The following is an 18,821-nucleotide window of genomic DNA, read 5'->3' as shown; positions in this document are numbered from 1 at the left end:
ACCACAGCAATCTCGTCCGGAGTCACGCACACTCAACGCCACACCGGGCCCGCAGGACACGCACCACCACAACCGACCTGACCAAGCCCTACTAGTGCTCTGACCAGAAACGATCACCGGGTTGCTGTTCGCTTCCGGTACCGGGCACGCCGTTCGGCTGGGGCTGCCGACTGCTGTCGGCAGTGTGTCGGTGTGATGTCGGCGGACAGGTACAAGCTTGTGAGCATGACTGAGCTTCTTGCATCATCTGACGACGGCCGCCTCATCACCGCTCTCGATGACGGATCCGGGCCGAACCTGCTGGTGGTCCACCCAGGCGGCGGAGATGCGACGACCTGGGACGGCGTCACCCGCCACCTCACCGACGACTTCCGCGTCGTCAGGATCCGCCGACGGATCTACGTTCCCGAAGCAGACATCGCACTACCTCACTCGATGACCATCGAGGCAGCCGACATTGTCGCCATCGCGGATCTCCTGGAGTCCCCTGTGCTTCTTGTGGGACATTCCTCGGGAGCCGTCGCCGCACTGGAAGCCGCATTGCTGGACCCATCGGCGTTCGCTGGACTGTGGCTCTACGAACCGCCGATGCCCACCAAGGAGTTGATCGCCGGGACGGCGGGCGCACGTGCCCGTGCCGCGCTCGACAGGGGCGACCCGGTCGAGGCGATGCAGATCCACATGCGGGACATCGTCCGCATGCCCGCGAACGTGGTCGATGCCATGTTCGCCGACCAGCACGTGCGAGAGGCGTGCTCCGCATACGCGGCGGCACAGATCGCAGACAGCGAAGCGATCGACGCGCTTGGTGTTGGTATTGATCGCTTCGCGACGCTCGAAACACCGACGGCCTTGATCGAGGGTGACCTCAGCCCCTCCCACCTACGCGAACGTCTGACTGACCTGGCAGCAGTCCTGCCGAATGCGCGGATCGCCACGCTCACTGGCCAGGGACACATCGCCCACCTCACCGCTCCTGACACCCTGGCCGACACCATCCGGGACATGGCAGGACAGATTGTCCACGTATGACTGCTGCCGTGACCGGATAGGTTCGACAGCCTGGTCAGGCTGCGGGTACCAAGGGGCGTCCTCCCCAGCGGATGCCCTTCTCGCTGCGGACGCGGGCGCGTTCCCTGCGCTGGGCGGCCAGGACGTCAGGATGGCGGGCGTTCTGGTTGCGCCAGTGCAGGTAGCGGTGCAGCGCGCGGGTCTGGACGGTGTGGTTGGGGTGGTTGGAGTTGGCGAGGGTGGACTGCCGCAGCGGCCCGAAGTGCGCCTCGATCGGGTTCGCCCAGGAGGCGTTGGTCGGGGTGAAGCACAGCTCGACCTTGTTCCTGGCCGCCCACCGGCGCAACCCTCGCAGTGCCGATGGACTACGCCCACCCGAACGGCCCGAAGATCGACCTGGCGCTCTCCCGTATCCGCAGCGAGAAGCCGTCGGCGCGCCGGGGAGCCCTGCTGCTCATCCCCGGTGGGCCGGGCGGCGACAGCCTCGACGACCCGTCCGGGAAAGGGCAGAAGCTGCCGCAGGCCGTGCGGGACCAGTACGACCTGATCGGGTTCGCGCCGCGTGGCAACGCGCCCTCCACCGCGGTCAGCTGCGGGGTCGACCGCGGCGACCTCGCCCTGACGGCGCTACGGCCCTGGCCCGACGCCGACGGACGGGTCACCGGGAACATGGCCACCGCCCGGCGCATGGCGGACGCGTGCGCCCGCAACGGCGGCGCGTTGATGCGGCATATCAGTACGGTCGACAACGCCCGTGACATCGACCGCATCCGGGCCGCGCTGGGTGAGTCCCGCCTGTCGGCGTGGAGCGTCTCGTACGGGACATACGTTGGCGCGGTCTACGCCCAGCTGTTCCCGCAGCGCACCGACCGCGTCGTCCTCGACAGCAACGGCAACCCCGACCCGGTCAAGGCGGAGCGCGCCTGGCTCGCCGCGTTCGAGGTGAGCGTCGAGGACAACTTCCCCGTGTTCGCCAAGTGGGCCTCCGAGCCCGGCAATCCGTACCGGCTGGCCGACACGGCCGCCGAGGTGCGCCCGCTCTTCCTCCGCCTCGCCGCCCGCCTGGACCGCGTCCCGATCCCCTGGCCCGGCGCCAACCCGGCCGAGCTGAACGGCAACGTCCTGCGCCAGACCATGCTGAACAGCTTCTACGACCCCGACAACTACGCCGGTCTCGCCCAGCTGATCCTGGCCGCGCGCAAGGACACGGTCCCGCGCGCACCGCAGTCTCCCCCGGACACCGTGCTGCAGAACCTCACCGGCGTGGCCGCGGCCACCATATGCAACGACGTCGCCTGGCCCCGGTCAACCGCCGTATATCAGAAAGCCGTTGACGAGAGCCGCGCCAAGTACCCTCTGACCGCAGGCATGCCTCGCAACGCAATGGTCTGCGCCGCCTGGCCGTGGCGGCCGGAGCAGGCGCCGGTGCGGATCACCGACCGCGGACCGGCCGGCCGGATCATGCTCGCCCAGAACGAGCGCGATGTGGCAACCCCGCTGAGCGGCGCCCTCAAGCTCCGGACCGCCCTCGGCCGCCGGGCCGTCATGGTCACCGTCAACTCCACCGGCCACGAGGCCTACCTGGCCAACGGCAACGCCTGCGGAGACGAGACGGTCTCGCGGTTCCTGGCCACCGGCTGGCGGCCCGGGGCGGACGCCTACTGCGAGTGAGCGCACCCTGCGCAGCGCCGGGCTAGCGCGTGAAATGCCTCCTTCGGCTTGCAGTGCCAGCCTGAACGGGCGTTGCCGGGGCGGTCGACGATGGCCCTGGTGACGTTGTGACTGGCCGTGCTGGTCGGTCAGTACGCGGGCCGGAGCACCGCGCCGCGCTCGCCCTGGAGACGGCCATCGACATGACGCGCGACGACATCCAGGGGTCGTTCACCCATGACACCGGTCTCGACCGTGATCTGGAGGACCGTCGGGACGCCTGGAACCGGCTGCGCTGCTGGTTCGGTCAGCCCTGGAAGGACAACCCGGACTTCGACACGGCCCGCTGGCCGCGGGCCATGTACATTCCGCTGCGGGGTGCCGACGAGCGCCTGCCCGCCCAGGACCGGACGGCGCAGAACGCCGCCCAGCTGCGCGACGAGGCGGTCTACCGCCGCGCGCCGACCGAGGTGGTGCCCGTGCTGGAGCGGCTGGCCCAGGAGCGGCGGACAGCGCCCTGGCAGGCCAAGGACCTGCCCGCCACACAGCTCTCCGACGTGTTTCCCGCGCTCGTGCCCGGCAGGTGAGGAAGTGGCCGGGTGGGTCTTCGTCGGGCAGCCGCCGCACCGCCGCACACCACCGTCGTCAGCGTCGGTGCCGGCGGGCTGACCACCCCCGGCTACGAGTCGACGATCCTCGCGTCGTGCGCGAGCAGCCCGGCCTGGGTGCGGTTGACGCACCCCAGCTTGTCCAGGGTGCGTGACACATAGCCCTTGATGGTGGCCTCGGAGAGGAACAGCCGCGCCGCGATCTGCGCGTTCGACAGATTGCCGACGCCGCGCGAGTTCGCCCCGACTTGCCGGAAGACTTCCGGACTCCCGGGACCAGCGGGTGAGATTGTCGGCGTCCCGGCGCCGCTCGATCACAGCCCTATGGCTGAGTGGGTCCGGCTGACCGGACGCGTTGTCGGCGCAGGAGCAGCCCTGCGGGCCGCCACAGGGCGAAGGCCAGGCCGAGGCCGAGCGGGATCTGCAGGAACTGCTGGATCACCGGGGGCCCGGACTTGTCCCCCCGTCTGAGCGGGGCACGGCCCTGCGGATCGACGGTCACCGTGTAAGTGCCGCCTACCGCCCACTTCCAGCCCATGAGCCCGTTCTCCTCGATCGGAGCCAGCGGTGGGCCGTCGAGGACGGTGACCGTGTAGAGGGGGGCGCTGTCACCCATGCCGTCACCGGCGGACCACTGAATCTGTCGGACCCTGACGTGTTCGGTACGCCCGTGCTGGCGCAGTACCTGCTGATCCAGCTCCCGGTTCTGCAGGAACAGCACCCCGAGGAGGCACACCGCACACAGCAGCCACCGGATGTCCAACCACCAGCACGTGCCCAGGAACACGCAGGCGAGGAGGAGCGCCAGCGCGCACAGCTCGTCGATCCACGGGGCGTGCGCGACGAAGGCTGTGCGCACGATCAGACGGACGACCGCCCACAGCGCCAACGCCGCGCCGGTGCTTGCGGCGCCTACCAGCACCCGCCGGCCCACGCCTGTCCGCCCTTTGCCTGCTTCGTCCGCGCTCACCCTCACCCCTGCTTTCGACGAAACCGCCGGCTTGGTGGTGCACGTCCAATGTATGGATTGTTCAACGATCCTTCAATAGGATGGTTCAACATCCCATCGTCTGCTTCGCGGACGCGGAACGGCGGCAACCAACCGGAGGGCTGCAGGAGATGAGTTGGCATCAGTTCGAACAGGTCGACGACCACGGGCGGATCCTGTTCAGTGACGACCCCGCGCTGCGGCTCGGGCGCGTGCTGATGGTTCTGGACACCGCGGAAGGCACGGTCACCCTCGATCACATGCAGACACGTCACATGCCCACTGCCCTCTTCGAGTTCCGTCGCGCCGTGGGCGTGGGCGACTTCGGGTTCGTCATGCCGACGGGAGCCTCGCTCGACGACATGCCCGAGGAACCGCAGATCGAAGGCGCCATCCTGTTCGGCATGAGGCGCCTGCCGCCCGAGTTCTCCGACCTGCGCTTGATCCCTGGATGGGAGCTGCACGAGATACCCGATGAACAGCCAAAGCTGTGGCAGCGCTTCGGGTACACCTACTCCCGGCTGGAACTGCGGACGCCCGACGGTGAGATCTACTCCCGGACCTGGGTCGCGCACGACCCCGAGTGGGCGGCCGCCGCCCTGCGTCACGGCTACGTCGTGTGCCTGTGCGGCGTGGAACTGGGGATCCGCGCACCGTATGCGATGTCCGAGGCGCAGCACACCGCGCGCATGCGCTACGAGGCCTTCCGCCGCGGATGCGCGGTGGGTCTGACAGTGGGCGGATTCGTCGCCTACGTCGACCACCGCTGACGCGCAACACCGAGCCGGCATGCATCGAGTACGAACCGGGCCGTGACGCGGCGTCCGAGCGGGCCCTGCGGACGATGTGATGAGCCGGTCCAGGAGGGACTCGGCGACGACAGGGTTGGGGAAGAGTGGATACCAGTCGCTGGGCGCCCCGACCACACAGACGACGATCCCGTCATCATCACCGGCTTCAAGGCCACCGCTCCCACCGCCTCACCGAGGCCGAGAAGGAGGCGAACCGCCTGGTCAGCCGCGAACGCGCTGCCAACGAGCACGGTTTCGCGAACCTCAAGACCTGGCGCGTCCTGGCTAAGGTCCGCATGAACACCCGTCACGCCACCATCCTGCTGCGGGCACTGCTCGTCCTGGCGAACTCCGAAGTCCAACGCTGACGGACGATCTCCCGTTGACGATCACGACTCCGGTCAGCACGAGCACCCCATCACGGACTCACACCAGTACCGCGACCCCCTGCGACTTCAGGATGAAAGATCTCAGTGCTCCATTTCGAGGTCTCCGGTTACTCGCCCGGTGTCAACAGGCCAGGAATGGTGCGGGTCTTCCGCGTTTCGGGGGCTTCGGGGACGCTCGGGATCAGGTCGTGGCGGTGGGCGTGAAGGAAGATCCGTTCGTCAGTGTAGACCGCGAAGAAGAAGACGAGTGCGACGCCGAGGCCGATCACCGAGGGGCGGTGGCCCGTGGTGGGGGCCAGGACGGCGGTCATCGCCAACCACAGGAAGACGTTCGGGGTGTTCTGTGTGATGAAGAGGTCCCGGCCGAGGCCGGTGCCGTGGGGGCGCAGGTGCAGGAACAGCGTCGTCAGGAGGCGCAGGGCGGTCAGGGCCGCCGCTGCGTCGGACATCACCAGCAGGAGTCGGATGGCCGTGTGGGCGGTCAGACCGGTCGGCGGGGTGAGGGCGAAGGTGGCGAGGCCGGCCACGGGGACCAGGGCCAGGCCGCCGAGCCAGTTCCAGTTGGTGCTGAGGGCGCCCGCCCGGATCGGGTCGCGCCGGCGCAGGGCCTGCGCTCCCACCCCGGGCAGTACAAGGGCGGCGAGCAGGACGGCCGCGTAGGCGAGGAGGGCCGGTTCGAGCCTGCCCAGGGTGAGGGTCGGGGCGGTGCCTGGGAGGGAGAGGGGGAGGGCAAGGCCGGTGAGCAGGAGCGCGGGGAGGGCGAGCGAGGCGGCCACTGTGTGGCGTACGGCGAAGAAGTAGTCGCCTCCCCAGAGCAGTGAGAGGGTCGGGGCTATCAGGGCGGGTGGGAGGAGCAGAAACAAACCTGCCAATTCCAACGGGAGCGAGTGCCCGGCCCAGATGAGGACCAGGCCCAGTGCGAGACGGGGGAGCAGCAGGGGCCAGGCCGCGCGGAGGCTGCTCAGGGGGCGGCGCAGAGTGGGTGGGTCCACGCGCAGCATGGCGAAGAAGGAGCCGACAGCCAGGAGGGCGGTAAGAGCGGTGGTGAAGACTGTGGCCGGGACCTGGATGCCGAGCGCGAGCTGGACCGCCACGCCCATCGCGGCGGCCGTGGCCACCAGCAGGGGGAGGCGGATCTCCACGATCTCGCCCAGGTCGTTGACGAGCCCTGCCGCGGCGGGGGCGGCAGCCGCGCGGCGCAGGTCCTGCTCGGAGAGCGGGCGCGCGTTGGGGATCTTGAAGTCGCGGTACGTGTCCGGGCTCGCGTCCGCGACGACCAGGGCGAACATCTCGACGACGTACTTGTGGGCGACGACCAGAACAGTGCGTCCCGCGCGGGAGGCGGGCAACAGGACGTCCTCGTAGTACGCGGCGACCCGGTCGTACATCTCCCGCCAGCTCTCGCCGCCTGGCGGACGGCCGGTCGGGGAATGGAAGGCCTCGGTGTAGCCGGCGAAGCCGATCGTCTTCTTCACCAGGCTTTTGTTGCGGCCGCTGTAGACGCCGAAGTCGCGCTCGGTCAGTGCTTCGTCGACGGTGATCCGGTCCGGAGGTTGTGGGAGCCGGTCGATGATGGTCCACGCGGTCTGGCGGGCGCGTTGGAGCGTGGACATGTGCACTTCGTCGATGCGTACGCCGCTCGCGGCGAGCGCGGCGACCCGCTCGGCCGCCTGGTCGGCCTGGCGGCTGCCGAGGGCGGTGAGCGGGGTGTCCAGGCGCCCGGCGAATCGGTTCTGTTCGTTCGCCTGGGACTCGCCGTGGCGAAGGAAGAAGAGGGGCATTGAGTGTCCCTTGCGTGGGGGGCGTGGGGGGCGTAGGAGTTCTGGGCTGTGGCGGGGGTGTGAGTGACAGCCGTGCTTGTTTAGAATTCAAGTACATGGTGAGGGGTGTTTGTTTTCCGTGGGAAGGCTGTGCGGGAACGTTCAGAATTCTTTGTCCTGAAGCTGCGGCTGATTGGCCGAAGCCGTGGCGGTGAGCGGCCGCGGGTACGCGTACGTGTGTCGTCTCGCGCGCCGCACCGCCGCTGTCGGCCGGAGTCGTTCGCCGAGGCCACTGGGCAGGCGCATGCCACGACGCCGCAGCAGGCGCCGCGGAGCAACCGGGTCGATCACGTGACCTGTTCAGCGGACCGCGCGGATGCGGCAAGAGTGCTGGCGCACGGATCCTCGCCTGCTGCTCGGCCGGTCACGGGCAGGGCGGGGTACGCAGAGGGCTTGCTGGCCGTGGATGGCAGGGCCGGAGCGGCGCGGAGGCGGTCCCGGGCCAGCACCCGCTGCTACTCGGCCGACAGATCCCCAGGTCCGGCCGCATCCTTGCGGTAGGGCGCCACCCGCCCCGGCTCCACACCCGCCCAACGACGCGTGACGAATGATCAAGCCTGGTGATCATGCCGCTCTGCCAGCACGAGTACACCCAACCGCGACCACACCAGATCTGTGACCAGCCACTTCAGGTTGAAACGAGCCCATTGCTCCTCGACCTCCTCCGCAGACGCATCCTCCTCGCGGACTTGAGGCGGGCAAGAACCTCCGCCAGCGCCGCTGAGGATCGCCGAGAATCCTTTCGTGGACGAGCTCCTGAGGTTTCTTCACGCCCGTTATGAGGCGGACAACCATGCCTATGCCGAGGTGGCCTACCGCTTCGGGGGTGACGCAGTCCTTGACAGTCACCTGCCGATGCCCGACCTGGTCGACATGCTGGCTCGGGAGTACGAGGCGATGGATCCCTCCGACACTCGCCTGGCTGGTCTTCGTTATGCCCTCCGCATGCTCGCGCAGTCGTACGCCGAGCACCCCGACTACCGGGCAGAGTGGCGACCCTAGAACCTGCTCCAGGAGGAAGCCATGGAGCGTCACAAGATCCCCGACAGAGCCCGTTATTCCAGGCGCAAGTTCGCGTAATTCCCCAGGCGCCCACTTCGCCGACGGCTGGCGACTCGTGTCTTAGAGATCCACTCTCTGATCGGCAGCCAAAGGATCGGATGCTGATCCGTAACGCAAGATGACGTGCGCCGGGCGAAACGGAAGGTCGCGCAGGATGGGTGCCATCACGGCGAAGAGCGCGTCGGCATCCGGTCCGTATGCGTAGAGCGCGACCTCGCCGTCGCCGAACTCGTTGCCGTCGAACTCGCCGACATCGGCTTGTTCGATCGCCTCGGTCAATAGTGACTGGGCCTGACGGACAGTCTCCCGCTGGTTCTGTCCGCCGAAGCCGTCGTCGGCCAGTCGATACCGAGCGATGACGGCCTGCTCATCATCGGTTTCGGTTGCTGCTTCGTCCATGTCGGCCATGGGGGAACGATCTCATCCCGAACCGACAGGCACCGTGGTCGGCCGACTGAGAGATCCCTACTTGACCGCCGGTTCGGTGGGCTTGTCGGTGGGGTTCTTGGGTCGGTAGCTGGGGCCGTTCATGATGACCTGGTGGCTGGTGTTGATGAGCCGGTCCAAGAGGGACTCGGCGACGACAGGGTTGGGGAAGAGTGGATACCAGTCGCTGGGCGCCCGGTTGCTGGTGATGATCAGGGACCGACCCTGGCGCTCGGAGACGAGTTCGTAGAGGTCGTCGGCGTGGGCCGCGGAGAGCTGGCGCATGGCGAAGTCGTCGAGGATGAGCACGTCGGGCCGTACCAGTTCACGGATCCGTTTCTCCCAGATGCGGTCCGCGTGGCCGCCGGCGAGTTCGGCGAGGATCCGGCTGGTCTTGGCGAAGCGGACGTGGGCGCCCTGGCGGACGGCGAGGTGGCCCAGGGCCTGGGCGTTGTGGGCCTTGCCGACCCCGACCGTTATCAACGGGGCCTGAGCCCGACGTACTCAAGGAGTGGGAGCCGACACTGACGGACGACTTCACCACCCTTGTCGAACCCGCTATGGCAGGGAATGTCGATGCCCGCTGCACCCTGGCGGTAGCCGGCGGCATCGCACTCATCGCCGACAAACTCCTCACCCGAAACGTTGGCTCGGCTCTGATGGCCCCCAAAGAGAAGGGCGGCGTGCCCTTCCGGTCTGACGTCCACCTGGTCGTCGAGAACCTCTCGGCCGAGGACAATGAGCTGGGCCTGTGGACCCTGGCGCTGACCGCCAACAGGTTCCCAGGCCGACTCGCTGCCGGAGAACGCGCAGTCCGTGCGGCAGTTCGTCCGCCGGGACCGGAAGGACGAAGAGGGCCCGGCCTACGTCCACCTCAAGGTGGACCTGGAGCAGCCGGACAAAATCGCCCGGGCCGAGAACGGTGTCCCCGTGCCGATGTTCGAGTGGGACGTCGTGTGGGCCTCCGACCAAGAGCGCGCCAACCTCGCCTACACGGAGCACAGCCGCCGTCTGCTGCCCGTTCCCGCGCCTTCGGATACGGGAACGGGCGCCAAGGAGGACCAGCCAGCCGATGCAAACAGGGAACCTACGCAAGAGGAAACAACCTGGTCCGACACGACACTAAGCGATACCTCGTTCAGCGGCTCCGGCGCCAGCATCCCGAGCAGTCAGCGGGCCGCCGACTACCGGCGCACTCTAAGGGCCGGCCTGGAAAGTGCCCGGATCGCCTTGGAAGGGCTGACGGAGACCGACCGAACGGCCGCAGCTGGCCGCCGATGATCGAATCCGCCGACTTCGATGACCTGCGCCAGTCGTTGCTCGAACTGCAGACCGACCTTGAGAATCTGCGGCGCAACATCCAGGGGGAGGACCCACCCCCCTGCGGAGACCGAAGAAGAGGGCGAGGCATGAGAAGACAGGCTCGTCCACCCCTCCTCGCCGCCGGGCAGTCACTCCCCAATGAAGCAGGGGCACCGCGGGCCAGCGCACGCCACACACCACGAGGAACCACAGGCCAGAGAGCCAACAGCACACTGTCACGCGCAGATTGACTGACCAACGCCAACCGCGAACCCAACCAGTCAATCTGCGAAACCCCAGGCCAGCACACGCACCACTGCGCAGAATCACTGGCCAACGACAGTCACCATTCCCTGGCGATAGCCTGCGAGCCAACCCAGAGAGGCCAACGCTCGGTCAGCAGCCTGGGACTCCTCTCACGGATCCGGCGACGAACTCGCCCGCTGGACCAGGGAGATGAGGGACAATGGAGAGACAGCAGAGGAGTTGAGCCCCCAGCAGGCCGGACCGCCGGCCGGGGCCGGACCGTGAGGAGGCGCTGTGCCGGACCCGGTGGCCGCGTTGGCGATGACGGGAGCGACAACCATCGTGGCAGCCATGGCCACGAGCGCCTGGCAGCTGGCCCGCACCCGGACCGCGGCGCTGTTCGCCCGGCGCGGGGGCTTCCCGCGGGAGATCGAGACGCAGCTCGACCGGAGCGCTGCCCGCGTGGACGCGGCCGGCGAGGACGGCGAGGCGGTGCGGTCAGGCCAGGTCGCACGGTGGCGGGACGACCTCGCCGACCTGCTGCGTGATCACCCGGGCACCGAGGAAGAACTCCAGGCTCTGATCGACGAGGTGCAGCGGCAGCTCCCGCCGCAGCAGCACCAGTGGATTCAGAACGTCAGCGCCCGGACGGGCGGCACGGCGTTCGGCGCCCTGGGCCCGGGCAGCAGTGTCCATGTGCACTACCACTCGGGCGCGAGGGACACGGAGGGCGCGGAGGACATCGGGTGAACGCCTCGCCGCCGGACTCCGATCCGCCGGGGACGTCCGGTGGCCCGGTACAGGTGGTGCGGGCGGAGGGCGGCTTCGCCTACGGGGTGATCGGCGCCGACATCCACGTCTTCGGCGACGGGGTGCCGCTGTACCTGCTGCAGAACTGGCGGCCGGCACCGGCGCCGGACCCCGCCTTCCTGCGCGAGCTGCCGAGCCGCCTGCTCAACGCGCGCTATGCGGTGGTGGATTTCACTGGCCGGGAGGCGGAGCTGGCGGTCCTGCGCCGCTGGCGCGACGAGGGCCCCCGGCTGGCCGTCCGCTGGCTGCACGCGCCCGGCGGCCAGGGCAAGACCCGCCTGGCCGGCCGCATCGCGGCGGAATCGCTGGCCGAAGGATGGAAGGTGGTCACGGCCGTCCACGGGCCCGGTACGGTCCTTCCCCCGCCGGGGAGCGAGGACCTGCGTCTGGACGGCGCAGCCGGCCTGCTGCTGCTCGTCGACTACGCCGACCAGTGGGCGGTGACCCACTTGAGCTGGCTCTTCAGCAACTCCCTGCTGCACCGGCCCGGGACACGCACCCGCGTGCTGCTGATCGCCCGGAGCAGCGACAACTGGCCCGCCGTGCGGGCTGCGCTGGCGCGGCTGGAGGCCGGCACCTCCACCCAGCGGCTGCCCGAACTGCCCAGTGGCACCAGTCATCGCGCGCAGATGTTCACGGCGGCCCGGAACGCCTTCGCCGCACGCTACGCCCTGGGCGAGCCGGGTCTTGTCGCTCCGCCCGCCTCGCTGGACCACCCCGACTTCGGACTGACCCTCGCCCTGCACATCGCCGCGCTGGCCGCTGTCGACGCGTATGCGCACGGGACCCGCCCGCCCGAGGACCTGACCAGCCTGACCGTGTATCTCCTCGACCGGGAACAGGGCCACTGGGCGCGGCTGTACGGCGACGGCGGCGCGACCCACGACCTCGACGGCGCACGCCGCGACTACCGCACACCGCCTGCCGTGATGAACCGTACGGTGTTCGGCGCGGCGCTCAGCGGTCCGCTCCCGCGGCCCGATGGGTCCGCGGTCGTGGCCGGACTGTGCCCGTCGATGGATGTGGAGCAGGTCCTGGCCGACCACACGGCGTGCTACCCGCCCGCCGACCCGGCCCGGGACACCGTCCTGGAGCCCCTCTCCCCCGACCGGCTCGCCGAGGACTTCCTCGCCCTCACCCTGCCCGGTCACCAGGCCGACTACCCTCCCCAGAGCTGGGCGGCGCCCACCGTCAAGCAGATGCTCGTCCGCGGTGAGGGTGAGGCCGCACCGGCCTGGATCCGGCGCGGCCTCAGCCTTCTCGCCGCTGCCGCGGCCCGCTGGCCGCACGTCGGCCGGAAGCACCTCTACCCGCTGCTGCGGGACCGGCCGGACCTTGCCGTCGCAGCGGGCAGTCCGGTCCTCACCGTCATCGCCGACCTTCCCGACGTCTCGTCCGACGTCCTGCTCGCCCTGACCCGCTCCCTCCCCGAGGACGTACCGGCCGAACTGGCCGAAGGCGATGCCGCGCTCGCCGTCCGGCTCACGCCGTATCACCTCTCGGTCAACGACGACCCCGCCGAGCGGGCGAAGATACATGTCAGTCTCGGCGGCCATCTGGCGACTCTGGGCCGGACCGACGAGGCGCTGCGCGCGGCCCGGCGCGGCGTGGACCTGTGGCAGCAGCTCATCGACAGCAGCGAGGGCCCCGCGAGGAACAGCCATGAGATGTATCTCGCCCAGGCGCTGAACAACCTGAGCAACCTCCTGGCCGGTGCGGGCCGGCAGGCCGAGTGCATCGGTGCGGGCATGACCGCGATCGCCATCAACAGGCGGCTGGCGCAGAAGGATCCCGGGGGCGGACACGACTACCACCTGGCGCTCAGCCTCTCCAATCTCGGCAGTCATCTGGGCCAGGTCGGCCAGCTGGAGGACGCCCGCACCGTGCATCTGGAGGCCGTCGAGCTCTACCAGCGGCTGGCGAAGGCCGACCCCGAGCGCTGCGAGCCCGGCCTGGCGATCGCCCTCGTCAATCTGAGCGTCGTGCTGTCCGACTTCGTCGGGGGCTCAAAGGTGGCTTTCGAGTACCTGCAGCTCGCTGCCGACATCTTCCGCCGACACGCCCGCGCGAACCCGGCGCGGTACGAACCCCATCTCGCCACGGCGCTGCTCAACAGAAGCTCGGACGCCGTGAGCGCGGCGGAGGAGGAGACCGACCCGGTGCGCGCCGAGGCGATGCGCGTCATCGCCCTGCTCTGCGTGCAGGAAGCCGAGTCCATCCTGCGCCCCCTCGCCGAGGCCGATCCGCGCGCCTACGACTGGCACCACGCGCTCTCCCTCGAGCTGCTGAGGAACGCCTGGAAGCTGTCGGACAGCGTGCCGCTGGCGCTGGACGCCGCACAGAAGGCCGTGCTGGTCCGTCGCCGGCTCGTCTCCTCCTCGGCGTCGCTCGACAGAACCGGGGCGCTCGTCCTGGCGCTGCGGGAGCTGGCCGCACTGCTCCGGGCCGACGGCCGCGAGCAGGAAGCGGCTGCCGCGTGCGCCGAGGCCGACGAGCGAGAAGCCGAGGCGAGCACATGGATCTCGGACCTTCCCTTGGCCCACCCGCTGACGCCCGTCGAGATCCTCCGGGAGCGAATGGGGCAGGCGAAGCGCGCGGGCCCTTCGGGCGTGCAGACGGAACTGACGCACCTCGCCCAGCTGTTCCGGCAGCCCGATCCCCCCGACGACAGCCCCTTCCCGGACTTCGACCCGGCCGGGCAGACGTACGCTCATGACCCCGGCCGCCGCAGCAGTCGGCCTGCGCGGGACTGGGGCAGCGCCGGTGAGATCGACACAGCCGCGGACCGGTTCGTCCGCACCGGGGACTGGGCGGGCCTGTGGACACTGCTTTTCTCCGTGCCGCTCCGCGACGCGATCCGCGTGGCGGGGACGGCCCCGCGGGGGTTCTGGGCCGCCCTCGGCGTTCCGGACGGGCTCGCCTCGCACCTCGCAGGAGCGAACCGGCGGCACGCCGCCTTACTGGCCCGCCCGCGCGGCCGACCCGTGGTGCACCGGATCCCGGCCGTGGCCGTCACCGACGTCTCCTTCGCACACGGTCTCTCGGCGGTGCTGTCGCAGACGTTCACCGCTGATCACTCCACGAGCGTGATGGTCCACGACCTGAGGCGGCCGAAAGCGGTCCAGCTCTACCGGGGAGACGCCGACCATGACGGTCTGAGCTGTCTTGGCCCGGGGGCAGCGGTCGGGATCCGCGGCCGTACGCCCGGCAGACGCAGTGACGCCGAACTCGTCCGGTACGCCGACGGCACCACCACGGTCCTCGACCCGGGCCCCGGGCTCACCGGGGCCTCGACCGCGCCCACGGCATACGGGTTCATCACCGGACTGAACCAGGCACCTGTCGCCCATGTCGGCGTAACAGGCGCACCCCTGCGGTTCGTCTCCCTGCTCGACACGGGACTGTGGCGCAGCAGCCTCCTCGCCGTCGACTCCACCGGTACCCGGCTCGCCATCAGCGACGGAAACAGAGTAGCCGTGGCCGACGCGCGGCTGGAATCGGTCGAGTGCACCTACCAGGTACCTCCCTACGTGGGCGGTGTCCAGGATCTCGCTTTCCTCTCTCCGACCGAACTCCTCCTCTCGGGTGCGGGGGGCGGCTTGGCCGTCTTCGAGACCCACGACGGCGAACTCCTCCCCCGCGCCGTGGTCCGCTCGCTCCGTCTGCGGCGCCTCTTCGTCATCCCGGCCTGGCACGTGGTGGGCGGCTGGGCCGGCGCACTGGGCCGGCCCCTCTTCTACGATGCGACGACACTCGAACCCACGACCATGCCGCCGGCCGCCATGACCGCGGGCGCCGATCCCCTGCAGCTGTTCGAGTCCTCCGCCGACGGCCGGTACGTGCTGTACGACGGCTACGGCGACGGCGGCGACCACATCCGGCACGACGGCCACGACGGCTACGAGGGGCCTCACCATCTGGCGGTGCAGGACCTGAACCCACCGGCAACCTGGCTCGAACGCCCTCTGGCAGCGATCACCGCCTCGGATCTGACCGCCCTGGACGACCTGCTGACCGATCCCGCTGAACTTGGCGACCTGCGTCCCTTGCTGGAACTCCTGCGCAGCACCGCAGAGTACCGGATCGGTTCCGGCCGCTGACCCGACTGCAGCCGCAGCAGACGCGGGTGCCGACGGCCGGCCCGGGAGTGGCTCCCCCCTGCGCTCATCCGAGTGACAGGGCACGAAGGCGGGACTGCAGCGCTGCCGCCTCCTGTGTGTGTCCATGGGCGGCGAGGGGGTCGACCAGGCCGTGCGCCTGCCGAGAATGTCATCAGCGCAGTTCAGAGGATTGCAAGGTGATTGGGTCAGGGTGATCAACTGTGTTGCTCAATCTCGCCTACCTGGCTGTCACCAACGCCTTCGCGGCCTTGCGGCTGCTGCCGATGAGCGACCGCGACAAGGACGTGGAGATCCTGGTCCTGCGCCACCAGATCACCATCCTCGAACGGCAACTCGGCGGGAGTCGGGCGAAGGTCAGTCCCGAGGTTCGCGTCTTTCTCGCCGCTCTGCTGGTACCGCTGCCGCGTCAGGTCCTGCGCAGGCTGCGGCTTCTGGTTCGGCCGGACACGGTGCTGCGTTGGCACCGCGATCTAATGAAGCAGCGCCATGCCCGCGCCTGCCGGCCGAAGGGGCCTGGGCGGCCGCGCACCGTCCGCACCATCCGCGTCCTGGTCCTGCGCCTGGTCCGGGAGAACCCCTCGTGGGGCTACCGCAGGGTTCACGGGGAGCTCGTCGCGCTCGGTATCAAGGTCGCCGCCACCCGCCGCGTCCGGATCCTCGGCACCACCACCCACCCCACCGCGAGCTGGGTCGCCCAGGCCGCACGAAACCTGGTCATGGACCTGCAGGACGCGGGAGCCACCGTCACGTACCTGGTCCGGGACCGGGGCACGAAGTTCCCGGAGCTCTTCGCCCAGATCCTTGCAGACGCCGCCATCCGGGTCGTACTCACCGGCGTACGGGTGCAGCGCATGAACGCCATCATGGAGCGCTGGGTCCAGACCTGCCGCTATGAACTCCTGGACCGCATCCTGATCTGGCACGAGCGCCACCTCCTGTGCGTGCTCCGTGAGTTCGAGCAGCACCACAACGCGCACCAGCCACACCAGGCCATGGATCAGGCGGAGTCATCCACGAGTACCGGCATGCCGCCTGAACTGCACAGATACGATTTTCGGCAGGCACAGGGTCAGCTGTCCGTGTAATGCTGGGAGACCGCTTCCCACTCCCTGGCCCCCTCGACGCGGTGCGGCACCGTCGAGCCCGTCACCGCGGGGCTTCAACCTGTCCCATCGTCCCGCGCAGCCGGGCCACCTCCGCGCGGACCTTCTTCTTCCGGGCCTCCAGCAGACCGAGCACCGACGGCATCAGCCACCTCCACGAACATGACGCGAGCAGACGAATGCCCGAACTCTCCCGCCACCAGCCGCAGATCATGCCCGACCAGCAGAAACCCACCGATCACATTCGGAATGCGGATGGCTTCTGACGGTCGGCGCTGCTCGTCGTTGATGTGACTGTGTGCTGATGAGCTGACGGTCGAGCAGGTCGAGTCGTGGTCGGACGGGATAGCCGGGCTGCATGCCGGCTTCGCCCATCGTTTCGGCAGGCCCGAGCCGCGTGAGCGGGCGCTGGATTACCTTCAGGGGCTGATCTCTCTGGGACACGCAGGTCTGCAATGAAGAGGAGTCCGGTCGAGCGCACGGCAACGCACCCGATCGGACTCCCTTTCATGTGCTGTCCCGACGTCAGCGGGTCGGCTTGCCTTTCTTCCTCTTGGCGTCGGCTGATCGCGCCAGCGCGGCCACCGACGCGATGTATTGCCGGGTGTCCTCCTGGAATGCGGGAGCCGCTTCCCGGGTCCAGCAGTCAAAGTACTCCTGGACACGTCGGCGCAGTTCCTCGGGCTGCGGTGGACCGGAGACTTCGAAGGTCACCTCGTCCTGGGTATCGAGCAGCCTCAGCAGCCGTGCCGGCCCGTCGAAGGCGGCCACGATGTCGTCGAGGAAGTCGGGTTCGACCGCCAGTTGGACATCCCGGTCGGACTCGCAGACGGTGAGCCACTGGTCATCGTCGATGAGGATGACCGGCCATACCGTTCCGGTGGGCTGGCCGCCGGTTTCCTGCACGACTACCACCTTCCCTGCCACGGCCTGTGGTTGCCGATGCCGCCGGGCCGCGCCGGTGGTAGTGGACGAACTTCCACCGCGACATGCCGGGTATCCGGTGGCTGTGGATGCGGAAGTTGTTGCCGTACGGGTGGCCGGCCTCGCTCGCGGGCTTCCCCCTCGGGCAGTGGATCGCCGACGCCCGCCGCTTCTACGCCCGCGGGGACATGGACGCCGCGCGCGGATGGGCCGCAGAGAACGGGCACCTGCTGGCGCCCCTGGACGCCACCCACCAGGGATACCGAGTGGGCATCTGGCTCAAGAACCAGCGAGCCGCCGCCCGCAAGGCCGCCGAGATCGAGCAACGGCGAGCCGAGGGCCTGCCGGTGGGACCGTCGGCCAGGGCACTGTCGGAAGGGCGGCGCAAGCAACTGGAGGACATCGACCCCTCCTGGTGCCCGGCCTGGCCGGTGGAATGGCAGCGCGCCTTCCACCTCGTCCGCCAGCACCTGGAAGCCGGCGGCGAACTGCCGATGGAACCGGGCACCGTCGTGCACCAGGGCGAGGACCTCGGACGGTGGGTGAAGTCCATCCGGCTCGGCTGGGACAAGCTCACAACCGTGCAGCAGTGGATCTGCGAACAGGTCCTCGGCATCGAGCCCGCAGGCGAAGACGAGAAGCCCCAGCGCCGTACGCAAGCCGACACATCGGCGATGGACTACGAGGCCCCAAGCAGTATTACCAGCGCGAAGGACACCTGCGGGTGCCGAGAAAGCACGTCGAACGGATCGTCATCGGCGGCGTCGGAGAGGGCCAGGAGGAGCGCGAACTCAAGCTCGGGGCCTGGATCGGCAATCAGCGAAGCAGGGCAGAACAACGCTGCCGCCCGAGCGCGTCGAGCAGCTCTCCGCCATCGTCATGCGCTGGACATAGGCCCGTACGAACGAGCCGCGGGGGTGGCCCTGCGGGGGGATCCGGGTGGCGCGGTGGGTTGGGTCACCCGGATCCGCCTGCGCTGTAGGGCAGGTTGTGGGGCGGCTACTTCGGGGCGACGAGCATATGTTCGGTGCCGAAGGTGGCACCGGTGTGTGCGTACATGGTGGTCTCGCCGTCGGAGCAGCGGACGACGAGGTCGTCCGCCAGCCGTTGGAGTCGTAGCTGCCCGCCGTCATCACCGAGTCGTGCGACCAGATGCGGCCGGCCGGAGCCATCTGGACCTCATTGCCGACGCCACCCGGACCGATAGCCTGAAACTGGGAGACTCTTCCGTCGGACCAGCGCACCAGGGTGTCCCAGTTATTGAGCGTTTTCCAACCTCACGCTGATGCATGGTGAAGGACCGGGACGGCTTTCACGACGTCGGTGATGCGGTTGGTGCTGCAGCGAAGTTTCCGCAGGAGGCGCCAGCCTTTGAGGGTGGCCATCGCCTGCTCGCCGACACAGCGGATCTTGGCGTGGGTGGTGTTGTGGCGGCGCTTCCATCGCTTCAGACGGCGGCCTCGAAACGGCACCCGGACAAGGTCGCCGGCGCCTTGATACGCCCTATCGGCCCAGCACCTGAGCCCCGCATCGGCGAGGGCTTCGATGATCCCGTGTTGTCGTGCGGCGG

General features: G+C 69.1%; 16 protein-coding genes and 3 pseudogenes. 11 read left to right on the top strand and 8 right to left on the bottom strand.

Going from position 1 to position 18,821, the window contains the following annotated elements:
* The first annotated feature begins 225 nt into the window (after positions 1-225).
* Complete coding sequence (locus ACH47Z_RS45765; protein WP_399086144.1) at positions 226-1,032, top strand: alpha/beta fold hydrolase; 807 nt, start codon at positions 226-228, stop codon at positions 1,030-1,032.
* A gap of 34 nt (positions 1,033-1,066) precedes the next feature.
* On the opposite strand, the pseudogene ACH47Z_RS45760 reads toward ACH47Z_RS45765, so the two are convergent.
* Positions 1,067-1,357, bottom strand: a pseudogene (locus tag ACH47Z_RS45760) (IS630 family transposase); the annotation flags it as partial.
* On the opposite strand from ACH47Z_RS45760, the pseudogene ACH47Z_RS45755 reads away from it, so the two are divergent.
* Positions 1,354-2,682 (top strand): annotated as a pseudogene (locus ACH47Z_RS45755) (alpha/beta hydrolase); the annotation flags it as partial. The pseudogenes ACH47Z_RS45760 and ACH47Z_RS45755 overlap by 4 nt on opposite strands.
* Before the next feature lie 107 nt (positions 2,683-2,789).
* Entirely contained in the window at positions 2,790-3,248 is a 459-nt protein-coding gene (locus tag ACH47Z_RS45750) for a hypothetical protein (RefSeq protein ID WP_399086141.1), read from the top strand.
* 92 nt (positions 3,249-3,340) lie between these two features.
* Here the strand turns inward: ACH47Z_RS45750 and ACH47Z_RS45745 are convergent.
* Both ACH47Z_RS45745 and ACH47Z_RS45740 read right to left on the bottom strand, forming a co-directional pair.
* Positions 3,341-3,499, bottom strand: a pseudogene (locus tag ACH47Z_RS45745) (response regulator transcription factor); the annotation flags it as partial.
* A gap of 92 nt (positions 3,500-3,591) precedes the next feature.
* The gene (locus ACH47Z_RS45740) at positions 3,592-4,239 is read right to left on the bottom strand and encodes a hypothetical protein (RefSeq protein ID WP_399086138.1); all 648 of its coding nucleotides are present in this window, start codon (positions 4,237-4,239) and stop codon (positions 3,592-3,594) included.
* 149 nt (positions 4,240-4,388) lie between these two features.
* Between ACH47Z_RS45740 and ACH47Z_RS45735 the strand changes: the two genes are divergently transcribed.
* Entirely contained in the window at positions 4,389-5,027 is a 639-nt protein-coding gene (locus ACH47Z_RS45735; protein WP_399086135.1) for a hypothetical protein, read from the top strand.
* Positions 5,028-5,152: 125 nt separating this feature from the next.
* Complete coding sequence (locus tag ACH47Z_RS45730; RefSeq protein WP_399086132.1) at positions 5,153-5,416, top strand: transposase family protein; 264 nt, start codon at positions 5,153-5,155, stop codon at positions 5,414-5,416.
* Between the two features lie 128 nt (positions 5,417-5,544).
* Here ACH47Z_RS45730 and ACH47Z_RS45725 read toward each other — a convergent pair whose 3' ends face one another.
* Positions 5,545-7,218 (bottom strand): histidine phosphatase family protein, encoded by a 1,674-nt coding sequence (locus tag ACH47Z_RS45725; RefSeq protein ID WP_399086129.1) that lies wholly within the window; start codon positions 7,216-7,218, stop codon positions 5,545-5,547.
* 783 nt (positions 7,219-8,001) lie between these two features.
* Between ACH47Z_RS45725 and ACH47Z_RS45720 the strand changes: the two genes are divergently transcribed.
* Positions 8,002-8,259: a DUF6221 family protein gene (locus ACH47Z_RS45720; protein ID WP_399086126.1), complete on the top strand. Its 258-nt coding sequence runs from the start codon at positions 8,002-8,004 to the stop codon at positions 8,257-8,259.
* A gap of 120 nt (positions 8,260-8,379) precedes the next feature.
* On the opposite strand, the gene ACH47Z_RS45715 is transcribed toward ACH47Z_RS45720, so the two are convergent.
* On the bottom strand, positions 8,380-8,727 hold the full coding sequence (locus ACH47Z_RS45715; protein WP_399086123.1) for a hypothetical protein: 348 nt from the start codon (positions 8,725-8,727) through the stop codon (positions 8,380-8,382).
* Between the two features lie 57 nt (positions 8,728-8,784).
* On the bottom strand, positions 8,785-9,228 hold the full coding sequence (locus ACH47Z_RS45710) for an ATP-binding protein (protein ID WP_399086120.1): 444 nt from the start codon (positions 9,226-9,228) through the stop codon (positions 8,785-8,787).
* Between the two features lie 333 nt (positions 9,229-9,561).
* Here ACH47Z_RS45710 and ACH47Z_RS45705 point away from each other — a divergent pair, with 333 nt between their 5' ends.
* From ACH47Z_RS45705 to ACH47Z_RS45690, 4 genes are all read left to right on the top strand, one after another.
* Complete coding sequence (locus ACH47Z_RS45705) at positions 9,562-10,026, top strand: hypothetical protein (protein ID WP_399086117.1); 465 nt, start codon at positions 9,562-9,564, stop codon at positions 10,024-10,026.
* Positions 10,027-10,587: 561 nt separating this feature from the next.
* On the top strand, positions 10,588-11,043 hold the full coding sequence (locus ACH47Z_RS45700) for a hypothetical protein (protein ID WP_399086114.1): 456 nt from the start codon (positions 10,588-10,590) through the stop codon (positions 11,041-11,043).
* A complete protein-coding gene (locus ACH47Z_RS45695) occupies positions 11,040-15,203 on the top strand; it encodes a hypothetical protein (RefSeq protein WP_399086112.1) in 4,164 nt (1,387 codons plus the stop codon). Before ACH47Z_RS45700 ends, ACH47Z_RS45695 begins: the two co-directional genes overlap by 4 nt.
* A 221-nt stretch (positions 15,204-15,424) precedes the next feature.
* Entirely contained in the window at positions 15,425-16,309 is an 885-nt protein-coding gene (locus tag ACH47Z_RS45690) for an integrase core domain-containing protein (RefSeq protein ID WP_399086109.1), read from the top strand.
* 543 nt (positions 16,310-16,852) lie between these two features.
* Here the strand turns inward: ACH47Z_RS45690 and ACH47Z_RS45685 are convergent.
* Positions 16,853-17,233 carry a hypothetical protein gene (locus ACH47Z_RS45685; protein WP_399086106.1) on the bottom strand — a complete coding sequence of 127 codons (381 nt, stop codon included), beginning with the start codon at positions 17,231-17,233 and terminating at the stop codon, positions 16,853-16,855.
* Positions 17,234-17,316: 83 nt separating this feature from the next.
* Here ACH47Z_RS45685 and ACH47Z_RS45680 point away from each other — a divergent pair, with 83 nt between their 5' ends.
* Positions 17,317-18,537, top strand: a complete 1,221-nt coding sequence (locus tag ACH47Z_RS45680) for a helicase associated domain-containing protein (protein WP_399086103.1) — start codon at positions 17,317-17,319, stop codon at positions 18,535-18,537.
* Here the strand turns inward: ACH47Z_RS45680 and ACH47Z_RS45675 are convergent.
* Positions 18,529-18,821, bottom strand: a 293-nt coding sequence (locus ACH47Z_RS45675) for a transposase family protein (RefSeq protein ID WP_399086100.1), incomplete at its 5' end; no start/stop codon positions are given. The genes ACH47Z_RS45680 and ACH47Z_RS45675 overlap by 9 nt on opposite strands.

Source organism: Streptomyces sp. NPDC020192, assembly GCF_044388685.1.
GTDB lineage: Bacteria > Actinomycetota > Actinomycetes > Streptomycetales > Streptomycetaceae > Streptomyces.
This window is presented reverse-complemented; position numbering and strand designations above follow the sequence as displayed.